The 3552-nt window shown below is 34.5% G+C and carries 5 protein-coding genes; all 5 read right to left on the bottom strand.

The genetic code is table 11. From position 1 onward, the window contains the following. Positions 1-1178, bottom strand: a 1178-nt coding sequence (locus ACH2CJ_RS08070) for a hypothetical protein (protein WP_394991934.1), incomplete at its 3' end; no start/stop codon positions are given. A gap of 227 nt (positions 1179-1405) precedes the next feature. Continuing rightward, a complete protein-coding gene (locus ACH2CJ_RS08065) occupies positions 1406-2218 on the bottom strand; it encodes a DUF932 domain-containing protein (RefSeq protein ID WP_394991933.1) in 813 nt (270 codons plus the stop codon). Between the two features lie 34 nt (positions 2219-2252). Further along, positions 2253-2438: a SymE family type I addiction module toxin gene (locus tag ACH2CJ_RS08060; protein ID WP_394991931.1), complete on the bottom strand. Its 186-nt coding sequence runs from the start codon at positions 2436-2438 to the stop codon at positions 2253-2255. Positions 2439-2522: 84 nt separating this feature from the next. Then, complete coding sequence (locus ACH2CJ_RS08055; protein WP_394991929.1) at positions 2523-2918, bottom strand: hypothetical protein; 396 nt, start codon at positions 2916-2918, stop codon at positions 2523-2525. A 430-nt stretch (positions 2919-3348) separates the two neighbouring features. Then, the coding region (locus tag ACH2CJ_RS08050) for a hypothetical protein (RefSeq protein ID WP_394991927.1) at positions 3349-3552 on the bottom strand (204 nt) is incomplete at its 5' end.

The following is a 3552-nucleotide window of genomic DNA, read 5'->3' as shown; positions in this document are numbered from 1 at the left end:
CCGTATGACGAAGAGTCAAGTTGAATGGTATGTTGCAGCGAGCGATTGGCAGAGTTGAAGGCCTCCAAAAATGTTTGGTCGATTTTTGGTTGGTCTAATACCTTTATTTCCCAGGCATTTGATGTATCTTTCAAGTCGCCACCTCCCATGTTTTTCATGGCGGATGTAACTTTTGTTTTTACGTCAACCAATAGCATTTTTCCAGCTTTATCAATGCCAGTTATATTTTTATTGATGCTATCAATCTCTAATTTCCGCTTGGCTGCTTTATCAATTGAGCTAAATCTCGACCATGCGTCGGCTCCAAATCTTGCTTCCCAATACCAATCTTTGATGAACACGACGTAATTGATAATGGCAGCATTATTCATCAAATGCTTAACAAATTTTGCCCAAGACTTTGAAATATCTACCAAATCATAGACATCTTCGCTGAGCCAATCTTGGTCGGGATAGTAACTTTCGTCTGAAGCTGTTTTTACAGTATAAATATAATTGAAAGCCGAACCAGACTTAATTCTTTCCATCGACCAATAGTCTTGCTGAGCAACGTCAAGGATTTTTACTTTGGTTTTATCTTCCAAATCCCTATTCTTTGCCCAATCGGCATTGATATAACATTTTTCAATAATACCATCAGTATTTTGCAATGAAAACCGTGAGTGAGTTGCTTTTTTGGCGTGCAATCCGAGTATTTTTGTTTTATCTACCGATAAAATCAATTCAGGGAAGGCTATTTCAAACCTCAAAAGGTCTCGAATGGCTTGCATTGTATAATTTTGTCCATAATTGTTTCGTCGTTGAAATTCTTCAAATTCGGGAAAACGCTTGCGAACCAAAATATCTTTTCCATCAATATTCTGCCATTCCTTTGTAATAATTCCGTTTGAAAACGCCTGACGAAACCGCTTGGAAAACCCCGATTTTAGTACGAAAGAAGAGTGAATGAGTGCCTTAATGTCTTGTGGCTTTAGGTTATTGTCGCCCCATTTGGCGATGTCACCAGAACTTTGAGCTGGCACATCTTGTGTAGTAATGCCTGTGGGTTGGTTTTTGTCAATAATGCTTTTGGCTTTCATCGAAGCAACATCACTCATTACAAACAGCCCACCGCTATTTGGTGCGAAAATAATGTCAGCATATTCACTTGCAATAGTTTCTTCTTTTTGTTTTGCCACGGCCTTAAATTTGATATTTAATAGTCGAAATTAGGCTTCAATGTTTGATGTTAGAAGGACACAAAAAAATGAGCGAAGGAGGCAGAATAGCAAATCAAGTGCGTGTGCTATTATTTGGGTTTCTTGGAGGAGTAGGTTATGTACCCAAAAAATAGGATATGCGAACAATGGAAGCCGAGCAAAACCCTGCCTTAGAAGCAGAATTTTACTTTTTTGAAGAAATTTGACTAAATCAATGCTTCGCAATAACTGAAAGCCTCTTGATTCATTCGGGCGGCACCGCCTAAAACGTTCCCAAAAACTTTTTGGCTATTATTGCGTACATGGGTTGTATAATTTGTAATGCCTTGTAATAAACCAAAAGCATTTTGTCCTAAATCAATATACTCCCTATCAATGCAACTATTTATATTACTAATTAGATTTATTTTTCGGGTACTAAGTTCAACTTGCCCAAGTTTTTCTTCTAATGTCATATTAACTAATCTTTCAACCAAAGCTAGTTTTATAGCATCATCAATATAAACTTTTTGCATCAATTCCATTTGGTTAAACAATGCTCTGCGTTCATGGTTGTATATTTCAAAACTTTTCAATAAGCTATCAATTTTCAAATCGTGGTTTTTGGTGTGGTGAACTTGCAACTGGCGAAAAACCTTTGAAAAACGATTTGAACACCTTGCCATGATTGAACTATTGCCAATAAAAAAGCCTGTACTACTGTCGTGGCTATTGCCGATTAACATATAATCTTTGAAATCATACCCTAAAACCTTCATAGGCTCAGTGCATTCCAAAAATGCTAAAACCTTTTTTCCTCCCTCGAATTCATCAAAGCATTTTATTGGAAAATTTGTAATTTGTTGCATTTTGTCTACAATTTCCAAAAACCTTTGATTGTTGGTTGGTGTATAGGTGGTTTTTGCAACATTTAAAAGTGTATTTGTATCATTTCTAAAAATTGCCTTATGGTTGGTTAATGGCGTATTATTTGAAAAAATAGGTCGTTCAATAATATCCCAATTTAAATTTGATTGCATATTTTTTTGATTTTAAATAAACTGAAGAAAAAAATTAACAAATTGACAAAACAAGCTTTTTGTCGGTTACTTCGATATTAACACTATCGCCAAAATTAAAACCTGCATCTACAAGCCAATTTCCCGAAAGTATTATTTGAGAAGTTCTACTGGTAAGATTCAAATGTTTTCGACAAAATTTTATCTTAGCATATACTCTGATTTTTCGATTATTTTTCATTAAATTTGTTCTTTAGAATTTGAAATTATTGAAATAATTTAGTTTTAAGCCCCCAAACTTTACGAGAGAATGAGGGCTTTTTTATTAAATACCCATCTGCAAAAGTTCTACCTCAATTCTCTCCTTTACATCATTGCCCATTTTTATAGACTTATCAACGGTTGAAAGAATCAAATCTAAGTTTGATATAGTTATTTCATTGCCTGAAATGGGGTTTGAAATGACCATAAGCAATCCGCCACCGTCAAAACTTTCTCGAAAGTTTTTAACGTTGTCAAGTTTCAAAAAAAACTCTTCATACATTTTTTGTTTTTGATTACCTGCCTTTAATCTCTCAAAAACCTCTTGTAGATTAACAGGTTTTTGATTGGTAGGTTTTGAAACTACATTTTCAGTAGTAGAAGGAGTTGAAACCGCCAAAGAAGGCGTGTCTGTAGTTTGGGCAATAGTAAGCCCAGTCGAATTTTTTGGATTTGACATTTTTTGAAAAATTTAAGTTTTAGAAAATTTTAATCAGAAATCACCTGTTACGAGCAGTTTTGGCGTGACTTCCAATACCTAAAGATACGAAAAAAGCATCAAAAGTAATAACTTCAAAGCAAGTATTTTCAATTTATTTTTGCATAAATAGCTTATTATCAATCAATTAGATATTTTTCTTTCAAAATATCATTGATTTATAACTATGCTCATTACGTGACACGCCCTAACTGTGGGGTGCAATTGCATATCGAAAACCTCATGGTATGTGAGAGAATGGGCTAATTTAGGACAAAAACAAGCCCCAAGCTATTGATGTAGTCGGGGCTTTCAATATTTAATACAGTTGTCAAGCAAAAATAAACTTTGAAGATTTAGCTAATTTTGACTGCGAACGCACCCCTTAGAGAGTAAATCCATATATTTTTACTTATGAGCTTATCACTTGCATAAATTCTTGCTCAATATTATCCTCACTAAATTGTAAGTCAATGAGCATTATTCCTTTGAAAAGCCCATCGCCTGCTTCTGTGATGTGGGTTGCTTTGATCGGTTGGAAGTTTTTTCTTGTTTCTGATACTTTGTTTTTTTCTAATTTTGGTTTTCCTGATTGTAAAAAGACTGTACGTGTTTT

Origin of the sequence: Emticicia sp. (assembly GCF_043780375.1) — a bacterium.
GTDB lineage: Bacteria > Bacteroidota > Bacteroidia > Cytophagales > Spirosomataceae > Emticicia.
This window is presented reverse-complemented; position numbering and strand designations above follow the sequence as displayed.

What these genes read in the sequence shown, in the direction of transcription:
- ACH2CJ_RS08065 (WP_394991933.1), bottom strand. Translation starts at nt 2,218, where the DNA reads ATGCAATCAAATTTAAATTGGGATATTATTGAACGACCTATTTTTTCA.
- ACH2CJ_RS08060 (WP_394991931.1), bottom strand. Translation starts at nt 2,438, where the DNA reads ATGAAAAATAATCGAAAAATCAGAGTATATGCTAAGATAAAATTTTGT.
- ACH2CJ_RS08055 (WP_394991929.1), bottom strand. Translation starts at nt 2,918, where the DNA reads ATGTCAAATCCAAAAAATTCGACTGGGCTTACTATTGCCCAAACTACA.